We start from the raw sequence: 14,212 nt of genomic DNA on the forward strand, positions 1-14,212 counted from the left end.
GGCGACGGGGGCGCTTTGTTACAATGCGCCCTTTTTTGTTTCAGGAAAGGGGTAGGGAATGATGTATGCCGTGCAGCGTTATGCGGCCTCCCGTCCTTGGGCCAAGCGCGTCAGCCAGCTGTATGTTCAGGCTTTGCAGCCGTCCGCGGCGCGCAAGGACATGAAGGAAGTGATCAAGCGCGAACTGGAGCGCGCCGCCCAGGTGTTCGAAGTGGGGCAGCAGACCATTGTCGCCGAACTGGCTTTGGCAGAGTCCTGGGGCTGCTTCGCCCGCCATGGCCGCGTGATTTCCCATCTGGACGACGGCCTGGTGCAGGCCTTGGCCCACACCCGGCTGCCCTCGCAATTGCCGGATACGCTGAGCTTGCCGGCCGATGCCTTCTTTTTACATGTGCCGGGCGGCGGCGGGGCTTTCGTCTCGCATCAAGCGGAGCGCAGGGCCTTGCTGCTGACGCTGGTGGGCGAGGGCTTTTCTCGCGACGCCGCGCAATGGCTGCACGAGTCCGATGGGGTGGAGGCCTTGTTGGTCAGCTACCCGGGCGAACTGGCGCCGCAGATCGCGGCGGTGGCCGAGCGTTGGCAGGCCTTGTTGGCCGCGGTGCTCAACGGCCTGGCGATGATGACCCAGCCCAAACTGGAACGGGAGCAGGCCTGGCAGCCGGGCGCGCCGCAGCCATGGGTGGAGCAGGCCGGCGCGCCGGCTTGCGTCAAGACCCGGCAGCGCGGCCGCAGCCAATTGCTGAAAGCGGGTTTCAGCGAGGTGAGTTTCTGCCGTATTCCCGAGCTGGACGCCGCGCAGGCTTACGCGACCCAGGGTTACTGGCGGCGGCAGGCGTTTGGCGAAGCCAAGGCGAATTCGCGCCTGGTGTGGGTGGCGCCGAAATAAGAGCGGCGGCTTGGAGTCGGCTCTCAGTATTCCTGCAGCAGTTCGCGTATGGTGTCTCTGAGCTTGTTGGTGGAGAAGGGCTTGTCGCAGCAGGCCGAGACGCCGGCCGCCTCCACCTCGGCCAGCCGGTCGTGGTCGGTCTCGCTGGTGATCATCAGGATGGGCGTTCGCCCCTGAGCGCTGTTCTGACGGATGTGGCGCGCCAGCTCGCAGCCGTCCATGCCGGGCATGTGGTAGTCGACGATGATCAGCTGGAAGCTTTCGTTTTCCAGCAAGGGCAGCGCGTCGGCGCCGCTGGCGGCTTCGGTGAAGTGTTCGAAGCCCAGGCGCTCCAGCACGGCGCGCACATGGCGGCGCGAGGTCTGGCTGTCGTCGACGATCAACACCTGGACGTTGGCCAGATCCGTGTCCACCTCCATGGCCAGGCTCTCGGTATTGATGAAGTCCAGCGCGTTGGCCAGCACCTCGTCCAGTTGGCCGCTGGTGAAGGGCTTGGGCAGAATGCCCAGGCTGCCGGCCTGGCGGATGGGCTCCAGCCGTTCCGGATTGGTTTCGCTTGAGACCAGAATGAAGGGCATGCCGCTGAGATCGGCGCTTTCGCGCATCTGCTGCAGCAACTGCTGGCCGGTCATGTCGGGCAGATAGTAGGCGCTGATCACCAAGTCGGGGCGCGACTCGCGCGCGCGGTTGAGCAGCGCTTCGCCGTTGGGATGGATCTCCACTTTGGAGATGCCCATCTCGCCCAGCGCCTTGCTGATGATCTGCGCTTGCACATGCGACGGTTCCGCCAGCGAGATGATTAAATGTTGTACTTCCAGCATGCCTCTTCCCCCGCCTGTCTTCTCTATTTTCTCAAAGCCGCCCGCCAGCGCCGGCCAATGTCTGAGTGTCGGCGATTCCGGACGCGTCTTCAATGGTTCTTATGTTGGTTTGGCACGAATTGCGCGGTGCGGCAAGCAAAATCTGTCGCTTGGGCCGGAGGCGGCAAATCTTGCCGCTCATTGTTGCCGTTTGGGCCGTTGCGGCCGAGGGTTTGACGGATTGCCTAGAAAAATCAATGCGCTGGCGTGCCTGCATGGCTTGGCACGCTTCCTGCTTTAAGGTCGCCTCAAGGAGGCTGACATGCTAGACAAAATCGCCAAACATTTCGACTTTCAGCAGCGAGCGCTGAATTTGCGGGCCTATCGCACCGAGGTGCTGGCCAGCAATATCGCCAACGACGAAACCCCCAACTACAAAGCGGTGGATTTCGACTTCGGCAAGGCCTTGCAGGCGCAGACCGATGCGCAGGGTCGCTTGGCGATGAATCTGACCGATGCCCGCCACCTTGCCGGGGCCGGCGGCGCGGGCAACGGCGCCGCGCTGCAATACCGCGCGGCGGTGCAGCCCAGCGTGGACGGCAACACCGTGGACATGGATGTGGAGCGGGCGGCTTTCGCCGACAACGCGGTCCGCTTCCAGTCGACGCTGACTTTTCTGAACAAGCGGATCAGCGGCCTGAGTTCGGCGATCCAGGGCCAGGGAGGCAATAGCTGATGTCTTTGTCCAATGTGTTTTCCATTTCCGGTTCGGCGATGTCGGCGCAATCGATGCGCCTCAGCCTGGTGGCCAGCAATATCGCCAACGCGGAAAGCTCGACCAGCTCCACCGGCGAGCCCTACAAAGGGCGTCACGCGGTGTTCACCGCGATTCCGGTGACGGCGGCGCAGCCGCAGGTGGCCGGCGTGCGCGTGACCGCGGTGGTCGAAGACCAGACCCCGCCACGGCTCAAGTACGATCCGGGCAATCCGCTGGCCGACCAGCGCGGCTATGTGACGATGCCGAACGTGAATCCGGTGGAGGAGATGGCCGACATGATCGCCGCCTCCCGCGCCTATCAGAATAATGTCGAAATCATGAATACCGCCAAGACGCTGCAGCAAAAAGTGCTGCAGCTTGGCCAGTGAGGAGTTAGGCGATGGCTAGCGCAAATCCTTATGACGTGTTGAACAGTCAGACTCAGACCAATCCGAACAGCAGCGTCAACGGCAGCAAGAGCAATTCCGGCGTGGTGGGCTCCAGCGCCAGCGACATTCAGAACACCTTTCTGAAGCTGTTCGTGGCCCAGATGCGTTCCCAGGACCCGATGAATCCGATGGACAACAGCCAGATGACGGCCCAGATGGCGCAGATCAGCCAGGTGGGCGGCATTCAGCAGCTGAACCAGTCCATGCAGGCCTTGATCGGCGCGCAGGCGGCCTCCCAGTCGCTGATGGCGTCCAGCATGATAGGCAAAAAAGTGTTGGTGGCCGGCAGCAGCCTGCCCAAGCCGCCGGATGGCGGCGCCACCCCGGCCGGCGTCTTGCTGAACGGGCCGGCGCAAACGGTGAAAGTCAACGTCAAGGACGCCAACGGCAATGTGGTTCGCACCATGACCATCGACAAGCCGGTGGCCGGCGTCAATACCTTCAGCTGGGACGGCAAGAACGACAAGGGCGAAGTGGTTCCGGCCGGCAAGTACAGCTTTAGCGCCGACGTGACCCAGGCCAGCGCCAACGGCAGCACCACGGCTGTGGCCTACAACACGCAAACGGTGACCGCGGTGGCGTGGGATCAAGGCGTTCCCGAACTGGTGCTGCCGGACGGCAGCCGCGCCCAATTGGGCGATGTGGCGCAGATGACCGCCTGATTCCACTGACCTCATTCGACTTCAAGGACTGACATCATGGGCTTTCAACAAGGTTTGAGCGGCTTGAACGCCGCCTCCACCCAGCTGGACACCATCGGCAACAACGTGGCCAACGCCAACACCGTGGGTTTCAAGAGTTCGCGCACCGAGTTCGCCGACATGTACGGCAACACCTTGTACGGCATCGCCACCACCACGCCGGGCATCGGCGTCAAGGTGGCCGCGGTGACGCAGAACATGAGCAACGGCAACGTGACCACCACGGGCCGCAGCCTGGACCTGGCGATCAACAACGGCGGCTTCTTCACCGTGGCCCAGCCGGACGGCACCTTGTCCTACACCCGCAACGGCCAGTTCCAGATCAACAATCAGGGTTACGTGGTCAACAACGGCAATTTCCTGCAGGGCTGGCAGGCGGACGCGGCAGGCAACATCACCCAGGGGCCGGTCAGCAAAATACAGCTGAACTCCAACCTGGTGTCGCCGCAGGCCACCACCAAGGCTACCCTCGGCATCAATCTGGATTCTCGCAGCACGGTGCCGACCGTTGCGCCGCTGGATCCGACCAATTCGGCCTCCTACAACTGGTCCAACACCAATACGGTTTACGACTCGCTGGGCAACCCGCACCAGGTGACCATGTACTATGTCGCCGGCGCGCCCACCGCCGCCGGCCGGACCTGGACCGCAACCGCCTATGTGGACGGCAACCCGGCCAATAACACGCCGCCCAACAGCAATAATTTTTCGCTGACCTTCAACACCTCCGGCGTGCTGACCACGCCCGGACCGTTCAACATCAACTTCACCCCCAGCCCGCTCAACGGCTCGGCGGTGCCGCAGACCGTGGCCTTCAGCTTCACCGGCTCCACCCAGGTGGGGCAGAACTTCGGCGTGACCACGCCGCCGACCATAGACGGGTCCGCGCCCGGCAATCTGAAGGGCATCAATATTTCGTCCTCCGGCATCATCCAGGCGACGTTCACCAACGGCCAGACCAAGACTATAGGCCAGGTCGCTTTGGCCAACTTCATCAACCCGCAAGGCTTGCAGTCCAAGGGCAACAATCTGTGGGCGCAGACCTACGATTCCGGCATCGCCTCCTACAATGCGCCCGGCACCGGCAATACCGGCACCATCCAGGCCGGCGCGGTGGAGGATTCCAACGTCGACCTGACCGCGGAACTGGTCAATATGATCACCGCGCAGCGCTATTACCAGGCCAATGCGCAGACCATCAAGACCCAGGACACCCTGGTGCAGACCTTGCTGAACATCTGATGAGCTGAGCGCGCGCGATGGATAGAATGCTTTACCTGGCGATGAACGGCGCCAAGCACGTGATGTGGCAGCAGGCCACCACCGCCAACAATCTGGCCAATGTGCACACCAACGGCTTCAAGGCCGACGTGGTGGCCTTCCGCGCCTTGCCGGTGGTGGGCGAGGGCGCGCCGACGCGGACCTATGTGGTGGACAACACCGTGGGCCACGATCTGAGCCAGGGCAGCTTGATGCACACTGGCAACGTCAGCGACTTCGCCATCGGCTCCAAGGGTTTCTTCGCGGTGCAGGCGCCGGACGGCGCCGAGGCCTATACCCGCGACGGCGGCTATGTGCTGGACGCCACCGGCATGATGCGCACCCGCTCCGGCCTGCCCATCATGGGCGACGGCGGTCCCATCGTGGTGCCGACCGGCTCCCGCGTGCAATTGGGTCAGGACGGCTCCGTGGTGGCGATCCCGCTGTCCGGCGCGGTGCGCACGCCGCAACTGGTCGGGCAGATCAAGATGGTCAACCCGGGCCCCAAAGAAGTGTACAAGGGCGAGGACGGCCTGTTCCGCATTAACGGCGGCGGCAACGCGGCCGCCGACGCCAACGTCAAGCTGGTGCCGGAAATGCTGGAGGCCAGCAATGTCAACTCGGTGGAAAGCCTGGTGCAGATGATTTCCCACGCCCGCCAGTACGACCTCAACGTCCGCCTGATGCAAACCGCGCAACAAGGCGATCAGCAGGCGGCTCAACTGTTGTCCACCAACGGTTAAACCATAATATGAGATTGCGAGCCGCGGCGGCCCTGTAAGGGAACGCGGCTCTGGAGACGAGGTAAACAAGCCATGATGCGCGCACTGTATATCGCCAAGACCGGCATGGATTCCAGCCAGTTCCAACTGGACGTGGTGTCCAACAACCTGGCCAACGTCAATACCGTCGGCTTCAAGCGCAGCCGGGGCATTTTCGAGGACTTGTATTACCAGACCCTGCGCCAGCCCGGCGCGCAGCTGGCCAACGGCAACACCACGCCCACCGGCTTGCAGGTGGGCACCGGCTCGGCGGCGGTGGCCACCGCCCGCATCCACTCCCAGGGCAATACGACCCAGACCGGGCAGCCGCTGGACATGGCAATCTCCGGCGAGGGCTTCTTCCGCATTCAATTGCCGGACGGGACCACCTCCTATACCCGCAACGGCGAGTTCAAGCGCAACTCCAACGGCGACGTGGTGAATCCGGACGGTTATCCGCTGAACCCCAATATCAATATTCCCGGCACCGCCAACCAGATCACGGTGTCCTCCGCCGGCGTGGTGCAGTACTTCTTGCCCAATAATCCGGCGGCGCAAACCGCGGGCACCATACAGCTGACCACCTTCATCAACCCGCAGGGTCTGGAGAGCGTGGGCAATAACCTGTATCTGCAATCCGCGTCCTCCGGCGATCCGCAGGACGGCGATCCGCAGACCGATACCCGCGGCGCGGTGCGTTCCGGCTTCGTGGAAGCGTCCAACGTCAACGTCACCGAGGAACTGGTCAATATGATCACCGCGCAGCGCGCTTTCGAGATGAACTCGCGCGCGATCACCACCGCGGACCAGATGCTGCAGAAACTGAGCCAGCTGTAAGCAAGAACGGGCCGCCGGCTGAGGCGGCCGATTCGGATTTGAATTGACGAGGTGTTTGATGAAGGCGATGGCGATGGCGGCGATGTTGGCCGCACTATTGAGCGCTTGCGTGACCCAGGAGCCGCCGCTGGTGCAGCAGCCGACCAGCGCGCGTCCGCAACCGCAGCCGGTCAGCATGCCCAGCAACGGCTCGATTTTCCAGGCGGCCAGCTACCGGCCGCTGTTTCAGGACCGGATGCCCGCTTATGTCGGCGACACCCTGACTGTGAACATCCAGGAAAACTCGTCGACCTCGGCTTCCGAGCAGACCACCAATACCCGAACCTCGGGCCTGAACAGCAGCATCAACGCCGGCATCAAGATTCCCTTCCTGCCCAGCGGCGCCGCCGGCGGTTTGGCCGGCGCCAATTTCGGCGGCTCGGGTTCGGCCAACAATACCGGCAAGGGCGACAACAAGGTGGCCACCTCCTTCGTCAGCTCCATCACCGTCACGGTGCTGGAGGTGTTGCCCAACGGCAATCTATCGGTCAGCGGCGAGAAAGTCGTGAGGGTGAACAGCGACACCGAATCGATCCGCCTGTCCGGCGTGATCAATCCGCGCGATATCGGCGCGGACCGCAGCGTGTCTTCGCTCAAGGTGGCGGACGCCCGCATCGAGCAGCAGACCAAGGGGACGCACCGGCTGTACAATGAGCCGGGTTGGCTGGCCAAGTTTTTCATGAGTATATTGCCGATTTAACGGATTACCGGCCCGGGCGCGGCCATCTGGCGGGCGCGGCGGGCTGAAAGCGGGCGAAAATGAAGCGATTGATGTTAGCGATGCTGCTGGCGCTGGCCGTGTTTCCGGCCATGGCGGCGCAGCGTTTGAAGGATCTGACCAATGTCGGCGGGGTGCGTCCCAACCAGTTGATAGGCTACGGCCTGGTGGTGGGCCTGGACGGCAGCGGCGACAAGGTTACCTCCTCGCCCTTCACCGGCCAGGCGATGTCCAATATGCTGAATCAGCTGGGCGTGCAAGTGCCTCCGGGCACCAAGCTCGATCCCAAGAACATCGCCGCGGTCACGCTGACCGCGACCTTGCCGCCGTTCGCGCGGCAGGGGCAGGCGATAGACGTGACGGCCTCGTCTATCGGCGATGCCAAAAGCCTGCGCGGCGGCACCTTGCTGCTGTCTCCGCTGAAAGGCGCGGACGGGCAGATTTACGCGATGGCGCAGGGCAATGTGGTCGTCGGCGGCGCCGGCGCCTCGGCGGGCGGCAGCTCCGCCCAGATCAATCAGCTCAGCGTGGGCCGCATTCCGGCCGGCGCCACGGTGGAGCGCGAAGTGCCCACCGCGCTGGGGTCCGGCGAATTCGTCAATCTGGAACTGCGCGAGTCCGATTTCACCACCGCCAACCGCGTGGTGCAGGCGATCAACAAATCGTTCGGCCAGGGCACCGCGCGCGCGGTGGACGGCAGGCTGATCGAAGTGCGTGCGCCGTTCGATCCGGACCAGCGCGTGCAGTTTCTGTCCAAGATGGAAAATATTGCCGTCGACCCGGCAGATGTTTCCCCCACCGTCATCATCAACGCCCGCACCGGCTCCATCGTGATGAATCAGGCGGTGACCCTGGCGCCGTGCGCGGTGTCGCACGGCAACTTGACGGTGACCGTCAGCAACACGCCGCAAGTGAGCCAGCCCAACCCGCTGTCCGGCGGCAAGACCACGGTGACCAACCAGGCCGACATCAGCATCAACACCCCGGGCAGCAAGCTGATCAGCCTGCCCAACGGCGCCAATCTGTCGCGGGTGGTAGCGGCGTTGAACGCGCTGGGCGCCAACGCTCAGGATCTGATTTCCATCTTGCAGGCGATGAAATCCGCCGGCGCGTTGAAAGCGGATCTGCAGATTATCTGAGCGCCGCCAGGACGGCGAACAAAAAGACGGCCGCGCGGCCGTCTTTTTATTCCTGGCCCGAATCTTGCTATTAGCTGGATTCCAGGAGCGAGAAATGACGATTCAGTCCATCAATGCAGGCGCCGTGAGCGCCAACGATTTGCTAAACCGGCAGCTGGCCGTGGATCCGAACCAGCTGAACGAGCTGCGGGCGCAGGCGATCAAGGACCCCAAGGGCGCGGCGAGACAGGCTGCGTCGCAGTTCGAGGCCTTGTTGATGAGCACCTTGCTCAAGAGCATGCGCGAGACCAAGTTCGACCCGGAAGGCGAATCCAACGATTTGAGCACCTACCAAGGCCTGTACGATCAGCAACTGACCCAGGCTTTGAGCTCCAACGGCGGCCTGGGGCTGGGCGATATGTTGTATCGCCAGATCGCCAAGCAGTCGAACTTCGATCCGGACGACAAGAGCGCGCGCACGATTTACGCCGCTCCCGGCCCGCAATTGGCCGCGCGTCCGGCCGGCGGCGCCAAGGCCCTGCAGGCCTACCAGGAAGCGCAGCAGACCGCTGGCGCGGTGTTGAGCTTGACGGCTCCGGCGGCTCAGACCAAGGCCGAGGCGGCCGGCAAGGGCGGCAGCCGCGACTTCGCCGCCGAAATGCTGCCGCATGCCCGCACGGCCGCGGCCCAGCTGGGCGTGGCGCCGGAAGCCGTGGTCGCGCACGCGGCGCTGGAAAGCGGCTGGGGCAAGCGGGCGATCCGCCATCCGGACGGCAGCAACAGCCATAATCTGTTCGGCATCAAGGCCAGCGGCGATTGGCAGGGACGCACGGTCAGCGTGATGACCACCGAATACGAGGGCGGCGTCGCGCAGAAGCGGGTGGAGAAATTCCGCGCCTACGGTTCTTATTCCGAGGCCTTCAGCGACTACGCCCGTTTGTTGAAGGATTCGCCGCGCTACAAGAGCGCGCTGAACCAGGGGCAGAATATGTACGGCTTCGCGCATGCGCTGCAATCCGGCGGCTACGCCACCGATCCGCGCTACGCGCGCAAGCTGGTGGACGTGGCGGCGACTTTGGCGCAGCAAACCACGCGCAGTTAAGGACAAGGCAGCGGCGGCCGAGCTTGCACTTCAGGGTCAAGTTTTGGCGCGCCGGGCCGATAAGGCAAAGAGAGGTAAATCATGAGCTCCAATATTTTCTCGATCGGCGTGAGCGGACTGAATGCGGCTCAAACGGCTTTGTCGGTAACCGGCAACAACATCGCCAACGTCTCCACGCCGGGGTACAACGTTCAATACATCACCCAGGCCGGCCGCACGCCGCAATATCAGGGCTTCGGCTTCCTGGGGCAGGGCGTGGACGTCACCAATGTGCTGCGCACCTATGACAAATTCCTGTCCGGCCAGGTGCAGACCGCGCAGACCAACAGCAGCTATTACAGCACCCAGGTCAAGCAGCTGAATCAGATCAACAATCTGATGGCGTCGACCGACGTGTCCATTCTGCCCGCCTTGCAGGATTTCTTCGGCGCGATGCAGACGCTGTCGCAGCAGCCGGACGCCATTCCCAGCCGGCAGACCGTGCTCAATATGGCCCAGGCGCTGAGCACCAAGTTCGCTACCGTCGACGGCCAACTGCAGCAACTGCAGTCCGGCGCCAACGGCCAGATCAAGAGCACGGTGGACAGCATCAACTCGCTGGCCTCGCAGATCGCCAGCCTCAACACCGAAATCGCCGCCTTGACCGGCGGCAATCAGCTGAGCGCGCAGCCCAATACGCTGATGGACCAGCGCGATCAGGCCATGCTGGAATTGAACAAGCTGGTCAGCGCCAAGGCCGTGCCGCAGGCGGACGGCACTTACTCGGTATACGTCGGCAACGGCCAGACCCTGGTGACCGGCGGTCAGACCAATACCCTGGCCACCCAGCCGCTGCCCAGCGATCCCACCACCTTGCAATTGGTGTTCAACAATCCCAACGGTACGGTGACGGCGATTCCGAACAATCTGATGTCCGGCGGCCAACTGGGCGGTTTGCTGAACTTCCGCGACGGCCCTTTGTTGCAGGCCCGGCAACAGCTGGGCACGATGGCGATCAACTTTTCCGCTTCGATCAATTATCAGAACCAACTGGGCGTGGACAATACCGGCGCCGCCGGCCTGCCCATCTTCAACGATCTGAGCAGCTACGCCTCCAATCCGCAGAATGCGGCCAGCAATCTGCAAGTGCTGATGGGCGATCCCAATAAACTGGCCACCGCGTCCAATATGGTGTCCACCGGCGGCGCCGGCGGCAACGGCGTCACCATGAGCGGCGTGTGGGCCACCTTGCCGGGCGGTTACGCGGGCAGCATCAACAGTGTGCCGCCGGTCTTTCCGAGCACCGGCACGCATCCGTCCATCGGCATGACCGGGATGACCATCACCGCCGCGGGCACCCCGGCGACGATGACGGCCACCATCGCCGGCCCCAACGGCGGCGGACCTTACAATGTGGTGCCGGTGGGCGGCGGCGCCAGCAATAGTTTCAAACTGCAGACCACGGCGGTGCCGCCGGTGGACGTGGGCGTCAGCTTTCAGCTGTCCGGCGCGCCGATCAATGGCCAGACCTTTACCGTGGGGCCGGCCCCGGCAGGGACCAAGCCGCCGCCGGGCGACAACACCAATTTGCGCGAGTTGCTGGCGCAGCAGAACCTCAAGCTGATGGGCAATCAGTCTTACGGTTCGTATTATTCGACGTTGGTGGCCTCGGTGGGCAACCAGACCAATACCGCGCAATTGCAGTCCGCGGCCATGCAGAATACTTTGAAGCAGACCACGGAAAGCCTGTCCAATGTTTCCGGGGTGAGCCTGGATCAGGAGGCGGCCAATCTGATCAAGTATCAACAGTCCTATCAGGCGTGCAGCAAGGTGATACAGGTGGCGCAAACCACCTTCTCCAGCATTCTGAACCTGATGGGCTAAGGAGAGACCGATGCGTATCAGCTCCAACAACATCTATCAGTCCGGCCTGAACAATATGCAGAGCTTGCAGGCCAGCATCTACAAGCTCACCATGCAGATCGACAATCAGCAAAGGGTGGTGACGCCGGCCGACGATCCGGTGGCCGCGGCGCGCATTCTGCTGATCAGCCAGTCGCAGGGCCAGAACAGCCAGTACATCAACAACACTCAGGCAGTCAGTTCCTGGCTGTCGCTGTCGGAAACCGCGATCAAGAGTTCGTCGGACCTGATGGCCAGCATGAAGGGTTTGGCCATTTCCGCCGGCAGCGGCGCGCTGAGCCCAACCGAGCTGCAGGCGATCCAGAAGCAGTTGCAGGAAGGCATCACCGAGTTGACGACTTACGCCAACTCCACCGACGGCCGCGGCAATTATCTGTTCAGCGGCAACAAGACCGATACGCTGCCCTTCGCGGTCAGCTTGTCGGCGGTGCCGCCGGCTTCGTATCTGGGCGATACCGGCCAGCGCAGCGTGCAGATCAGCGCTTCGCAGCAGATGACGATTTCCGATCCGGGCAGCACGGTGTTCGGCACGCCCGGCGGCAGCGCCACCGCGGCCTTCGACGCTCTGATCCAACTGAATACTCTGTTGGGCCAGAATCCCAAGCCCGCCAACTTCGGTACCCAGCTGAACAGTGCGATCAATGCCATTGATGGGGCTCAGCAGCAGATGTCGCTGTCTTTGGCGTCCATCGGCGCCCGCGGCCAGCAGAACGATAATATGCAGAATGTCGGGGGCAGCCTGAAACTGCAATACGCCAGCAGCATCGGCGATTTGCAGGATCTGGACATGCCGCAGGCGATATCGGACTTCACCTTGGCGCAGACTTCGTTGAAGTACAGCCAGCTGACCTATAACAAGGTGACTCAGCTTTCGCTGTTCAACTATATCTCCTAATCCGGCGTGCGCCGGACAAGACAAAGGCCGCGTAAGCGGCCTTTGTCGTTGGCGCGGGCCGGGTTCAGCTGTAGACGTCCACCTGGCTGATGCGGCCGGCGCGGCCGTCTTCGGTCAGATAGACGCCGGAGCGACGAATATCGGCCTGGGACTGGTTGTCGGCGTTCTTGATGCTGAACGGGCTGTCCACGCTGGGCAGCAGGATGGCGCCGATGCCCAATTCCTTCAAGCCCATCAACTGGTCCTTGTCGCCGTCGCGGCCGGACCAGAGCTTCAATTGCGCGAACGCGGCGTCGCCGTCGTCCAGCACGCCGTCGCCGTTGCCGTCCAGCTTGGCCAGATCGGCGAAGCCGTTGCCCGATTGAGTGCCGAACAATTCCTTGCCGTCGTTGATCTTGCCGTCGCCGTTGCGGTCCAGGGCCAGCCAGCCGCCGTTGTTGATGAAGGGCAGCTGGCTTTGCTGGCCCTTGCTCTGCAGATCGAAGCTGACGCTGGCGCCGCTGAAGCTGCCGGCGTCGTTGCCCAGGCTGAGCATCAGCGGGTCGGTGGCCTTGCCGTTGCCAAACTGTATCGTGCTGCTGCTGTGGTATTCGAAGCTGCGGCTCATTTGCACGTCCAGCGCGAAATTGAACTCGCGTCCGTCCTGGGTCTTGATCGAACCCTTGGCCGAAAACGCCAGGCTTTCGCTTTCCTGGTAGTCGACGGTCTGTTTGAACTCGCCGCCGGCACGCGCTTGCTGCGACTGCGGGGCAGAGGACTGGCCGGATCGCGCGGGGCGCGAGTCGGCGGATGGCTCATCTTGGCCGTCGTCTCTTTGCAAAGTGCCGTCAACAACCTTGAACTTGACGCCCAGCACCTTTTCCAGAATGTCCTTGATCAGCCCCAGCATCGGCGTCATGCCATCGGCGAAGGCCTTGTCCTTGGCGCTGGCGTTGACGCCGTCGGAGCTTAGGCTGACGTCGGAGGAGGGTTTGGCCGGAGGGGAGGACGGGGGCAGCTGCACCCAGGTGCGGCTTTGTTGTTGAACGCTGAGACTTTGGCTGAAACTGTATTGGCTGCTCATCGACAGCGCCATGGACGCGACTCGCATTGCAGACTCCGGAACAGGAAGTGTAGGTGAACTGATATCGTCAATCCGGAGGGAAACTTGATGGCGTGGAAACACCTAGCCGGCGGGCCGGCCGGGCGATAGGCGCTTAATTGCGCGCGGGCTGGATGCTGAGGGTTTCGATATGGTCGATCTGCATGATTTCGCGCGACAGATCCACGACATTGATCAGGTCGCGGCGGTTTTGCGCGGAGACCAGAAAGCTCCACTCAGTGGCGTCCGGGCCGGCGTTCAGCGCGATGCTGTCCTCGTGCAGGCGCACGCCGAAGCGGAGCAGGCCGGCGCTGAGCGTCTGCACCGTCCATTGGTATTCCGGCTTGAAGCGGATGACGATGAACAGGCTGAAGCGGCGCGGCAAGCAGTTCTCCATCTGATTGATGGAGAGCATGCACAGCACGCACAGCAAGGTGATGGCGATGGCCGCGGCGTAGAAGCCTACGCCGACGAGGATGCCGATCACCGAGGACATCCAGATCGAGGCGGCCGAGGTCAGACCGCTGATGCTCAGCCCTTCCTTCATGATCATGCCGGCGCCGAGGAAACCGACGCCGGTCAGCACGCCCTGGGCCACACGGGTCATGTCGCCGTGGGTCATGTCGGGATAGAGGCCGCCGTACCAGTAGCCGGAGTAACCGACGATGCTGATGGCCGCGGCGGAGGCCATGGACACCAGGCCGTAGGTGCGCATGCCGGCGGCGCGGCCGTTGAACCAGCGCTCGTAACCCACCAGACAACCCAGCAACAGGCCGCCCAATAGGTTCAGCGTGATCAGCAGATTGACTTCCCACTTGGGGGTGGACCAGTACTGGCCGATCAGTTCGGAAAAGGATAGTGCCATGCGGGCTCCTGCGGCGCTTTGAAACGGCGAACGGACCGACG

General features: G+C 63.0%; 15 protein-coding genes. 12 read left to right on the forward strand and 3 right to left on the reverse strand.

Annotation, left to right across the window (positions count from 1 at the left end):
* Nucleotides 1-58: 58 nt before the first annotated feature.
* Nucleotides 59-886 (forward strand): AcrVA2 family anti-CRISPR protein, encoded by an 828-nt coding sequence (locus tag ACODSD_RS11975; RefSeq protein ID WP_107799624.1) that lies wholly within the window; start codon nt 59-61, stop codon nt 884-886.
* A gap of 23 nt (nt 887-909) precedes the next feature.
* On the opposite strand, the gene ACODSD_RS11980 is transcribed toward ACODSD_RS11975, so the two are convergent.
* Nucleotides 910-1,707: a response regulator gene (locus ACODSD_RS11980; RefSeq protein ID WP_107799623.1), complete on the reverse strand. Its 798-nt coding sequence runs from the start codon at nt 1,705-1,707 to the stop codon at nt 910-912.
* A gap of 301 nt (nt 1,708-2,008) precedes the next feature.
* Between ACODSD_RS11980 and flgB the strand changes: the two genes are divergently transcribed.
* The 11 genes from flgB (at nt 2,009) to flgL (ending at nt 12,225) form a co-directional block, all read left to right on the forward strand.
* Nucleotides 2,009-2,422 carry a flagellar basal body rod protein FlgB gene (gene flgB / locus ACODSD_RS11985; RefSeq protein ID WP_019102825.1) on the forward strand — a complete coding sequence of 138 codons (414 nt, stop codon included), beginning with the start codon at nt 2,009-2,011 and terminating at the stop codon, nt 2,420-2,422.
* Nucleotides 2,422-2,832 (forward strand): flagellar basal body rod protein FlgC, encoded by a 411-nt coding sequence (gene flgC / locus ACODSD_RS11990; protein WP_019102824.1) that lies wholly within the window; start codon nt 2,422-2,424, stop codon nt 2,830-2,832. The genes flgB and flgC overlap by 1 nt, the downstream gene beginning before the upstream one ends.
* Before the next feature lie 11 nt (nt 2,833-2,843).
* A complete protein-coding gene (locus ACODSD_RS11995; RefSeq protein WP_488877462.1) occupies nt 2,844-3,554 on the forward strand; it encodes a flagellar hook assembly protein FlgD in 711 nt (236 codons plus the stop codon).
* A 36-nt stretch (nt 3,555-3,590) separates the two neighbouring features.
* On the forward strand, nt 3,591-4,835 hold the full coding sequence (gene flgE, locus ACODSD_RS12000; protein ID WP_235088229.1) for a flagellar hook protein FlgE: 1,245 nt from the start codon (nt 3,591-3,593) through the stop codon (nt 4,833-4,835).
* 17 nt (nt 4,836-4,852) lie between these two features.
* A complete protein-coding gene (locus tag ACODSD_RS12005; protein WP_107799621.1) occupies nt 4,853-5,596 on the forward strand; it encodes a flagellar basal body rod protein FlgF in 744 nt (247 codons plus the stop codon).
* Nucleotides 5,597-5,668: 72 nt separating this feature from the next.
* Complete coding sequence (gene flgG / locus ACODSD_RS12010) at nt 5,669-6,451, forward strand: flagellar basal-body rod protein FlgG (protein ID WP_253314873.1); 783 nt, start codon at nt 5,669-5,671, stop codon at nt 6,449-6,451.
* Between the two features lie 58 nt (nt 6,452-6,509).
* Entirely contained in the window at nt 6,510-7,190 is a 681-nt protein-coding gene (locus ACODSD_RS12015; RefSeq protein ID WP_107799619.1) for a flagellar basal body L-ring protein FlgH, read from the forward strand.
* 80 nt (nt 7,191-7,270) lie between these two features.
* Entirely contained in the window at nt 7,271-8,347 is a 1,077-nt protein-coding gene (locus ACODSD_RS12020) for a flagellar basal body P-ring protein FlgI (RefSeq protein ID WP_370445216.1), read from the forward strand.
* A gap of 94 nt (nt 8,348-8,441) precedes the next feature.
* Entirely contained in the window at nt 8,442-9,428 is a 987-nt protein-coding gene (gene flgJ / locus ACODSD_RS12025) for a flagellar assembly peptidoglycan hydrolase FlgJ (protein ID WP_107799617.1), read from the forward strand.
* Nucleotides 9,429-9,509: 81 nt separating this feature from the next.
* Nucleotides 9,510-11,291, forward strand: coding sequence for a flagellar hook-associated protein FlgK (gene flgK / locus ACODSD_RS12030; RefSeq protein ID WP_488877463.1), 1,782 nt, complete (start codon nt 9,510-9,512; stop codon nt 11,289-11,291).
* Between the two features lie 10 nt (nt 11,292-11,301).
* The gene (flgL, locus tag ACODSD_RS12035; protein WP_107799615.1) at nt 11,302-12,225 is read left to right on the forward strand and encodes a flagellar hook-associated protein FlgL; all 924 of its coding nucleotides are present in this window, start codon (nt 11,302-11,304) and stop codon (nt 12,223-12,225) included.
* A gap of 64 nt (nt 12,226-12,289) precedes the next feature.
* On the opposite strand, the gene ACODSD_RS12040 is transcribed toward flgL, so the two are convergent.
* Both ACODSD_RS12040 and ACODSD_RS12045 read right to left on the reverse strand, forming a co-directional pair.
* Nucleotides 12,290-13,315 carry a hypothetical protein gene (locus ACODSD_RS12040; protein ID WP_146176652.1) on the reverse strand — a complete coding sequence of 342 codons (1,026 nt, stop codon included), beginning with the start codon at nt 13,313-13,315 and terminating at the stop codon, nt 12,290-12,292.
* A 106-nt stretch (nt 13,316-13,421) separates the two neighbouring features.
* Nucleotides 13,422-14,171 (reverse strand): MgtC/SapB family protein, encoded by a 750-nt coding sequence (locus ACODSD_RS12045; protein ID WP_488877464.1) that lies wholly within the window; start codon nt 14,169-14,171, stop codon nt 13,422-13,424.
* Between the last annotated feature and the right edge of the window lie 41 nt (nt 14,172-14,212).

It is taken from the genome of Chromobacterium sp. FG22 (assembly GCF_057809415.1).